2 protein-coding genes and 1 pseudogene are annotated in these 2,055 nt (G+C 47.3%); all 3 read left to right on the forward strand.

Annotation, left to right across the window (positions count from 1 at the left end; all coding sequences use genetic code 11):
- Window positions 1-754 (forward strand): annotated as a pseudogene (locus AB4496_RS22770) (thiamine ABC transporter permease); the annotation flags it as partial.
- Window positions 720-1,370, forward strand: a complete 651-nt coding sequence (locus AB4496_RS22775) for an ATP-binding cassette domain-containing protein (RefSeq protein WP_009846441.1) — start codon at window positions 720-722, stop codon at window positions 1,368-1,370. The pseudogene AB4496_RS22770 and the gene AB4496_RS22775, both read left to right, overlap by 35 nt.
- Complete coding sequence (locus tag AB4496_RS22780) at window positions 1,360-1,977, forward strand: CDP-alcohol phosphatidyltransferase family protein (RefSeq protein WP_009846440.1); 618 nt, start codon at window positions 1,360-1,362, stop codon at window positions 1,975-1,977. Before AB4496_RS22775 ends, AB4496_RS22780 begins: the two co-directional genes overlap by 11 nt.
- Window positions 1,978-2,055: the final 78 nt, after the last annotated feature.

A 2,055-nucleotide genomic window follows, 5' to 3' on the forward strand; every position in this document is an offset into this window, starting at 1 on the left:
GATTTGGAGTGTAGCTCAGCGTTGGCGCTTCCCTGATTTACTTCCAAGTCGCTACAGCATGCGTTTCTGGGAGTTTGAGTGGGATGGCATCATGAGCACCGTCGGGCAAAGCTTGTGGATTGGCCTTATTGCCGCTTCCGTTGCTTTATTACTCGCGCTGGTAGCTCATGAGTACCGAATCAAATACAAGTGGCAAGTTCCGGGCTTTATTATCGCGATTCCCATGTTGATACCTCAACTTTCGGTATTGTTCGGCATGCAAGTAACCACGCTTTATATCGGCAGCAGCGCCTATGAATTTTGGGTAATTTGGGCGCATGTTTTCTTTGCTTTCCCGTTTGTGTATCTGTCTTTGGATGGCCCTTGGAAAAGCTTCAATGACGGCCTGATAAAAGCCTCGTTGAGCTTGGGTAAATCGCCATTTCAGAGCTGGTACTCCATCAAGCTGCCTATCTTGTTACCCGCTATTGCCTTTGCTTGGGCGGTCGGGATCAGCGTAAGTTTGGCTCAGTACTTACCCACCTTGATGCTCGGCGCGGGCCGTATTAGCACAATCACCACAGAAGCCGTTGCCCTTACCAGTGGTTTCGACCGCAGAGTGACTGCAATTTATGCTATCTGGCAAGCCTTATTGCCTCTGTTCTTTTTCTCTTTAGCGATATTAGTCAGCCGACTTCAACTCAGATATCGCCGTCTTACTTTTAAAGGTTTTCTAACGAATGAGTCTGCACCTCAACGACCTCGCCATCCGTAAAAACGATGGAGATTCGCTGTTCTCAGCGCTAAATGTAACATTAGAATCTGGCCAAATACTGGCTTTGATGGGACCGAGTGGCTGCGGAAAGTCGACCTTACTGGATGCGATTGCTGGTCACTTAAGTGAAGAGTTTTCGTATTCTGGCACCGTTATTTTGAACGACATTCAGCTGGATGACCTGCCTTCACATCAGCGTGAAGTCGGTATTCTTTTTCAAGATGACTTGTTGTTCCCTCACCTCAAGGTATGGGAAAACTTGGCGTTCTCTCTGCCTAATTCAATTAAGGGCTCCGCTCGTCAACAGCAAGCGATGGCTGCACTAAAAGACATAGAGCTAACTCACTTGGCAGAGTCTTTCCCGGATCAAATATCTGGCGGTCAACGTGCAAGAATCAGCTTAACTCGTATGTTATTGGCGAAGCCGAAGCTCGCCCTACTCGACGAACCGTTTAGTAAGTTAGACCAAGAGTTAAGAGCACAATTTCGCGATTGGGTCTTCGAACAGCTGACAAAAGCAAATATCCCAACATTAATGGTCACGCACGACGAAGCTGACGTACCTCAAGGGGCGCAAGTGCTGTCTTGGCCATGGAGAAGTCATCATGCTGGATAAGTACTCCATCAAGGTCATTAAGTGGCCATTAAACCAATCAGCTAAGTTGCTGAGTCAATTCGGTATCACGGCAAATCAAACCACCTTATTTGGCTTTCTGGTCGGGTGTTTAGCGTTTCCGGCGTTGGCATTTCAACATTACGAATGGGCGCTAGGCTTCATTGTGTTCAACCGAGTATGTGATGGGCTTGATGGGGCCTTGGCTCGAATCCAAGGCATTAGTGACGCTGGCGGTTTTCTCGACATCAGCCTCGATTTCCTTTTCTATTCGTTAATTCCTTTTGGCTTTGTTATTGCGAACCCAGAACACAACGCCATTGCCGGTGCGTTTTTGATCTTCTCTTTTATCGGTACTGGCAGCAGCTTTTTGGCGTTTGCCGTGATGGCAGGCAAACGAGGCATCGAAAACCCAGTCTATAAGCATAAGTCTCTCTACTACATGTCAGGGCTAACCGAAGGCACTGAAACCATCGCTTGTTTCATCGCGTTCTGTATTTGGCCTCAACACTTTGCGGTTATCGCTTACACCTTTGGTGCAGCTTGTTGGCTAACTACATTCATGCGAATTTACTTTGGGTTCCAGACACTCAAAAATCAAACTGAGTAGCCTATTGCTTATGTGTTAACAGTCCCGACTAGAGGCTGTATTCCTCATAAAAAAGCGCCACTCAAATGAGCGGCGCTT

It is taken from the genome of Vibrio sp. 10N.222.46.A1, assembly GCF_041473595.1.
Taxonomy (GTDB): domain Bacteria; phylum Pseudomonadota; class Gammaproteobacteria; order Enterobacterales; family Vibrionaceae; genus Vibrio; species Vibrio tasmaniensis_A.

Excerpts from the sequence above, each read along its gene's own strand:
- AB4496_RS22775 (WP_009846441.1), top strand. The coding sequence starts at position 720 with ATGAGTCTGCACCTCAACGACCTCGCCATCCGTAAAAACGATGGAGAT.
- AB4496_RS22780 (WP_009846440.1), top strand. The coding sequence starts at position 1,360 with ATGCTGGATAAGTACTCCATCAAGGTCATTAAGTGGCCATTAAACCAA.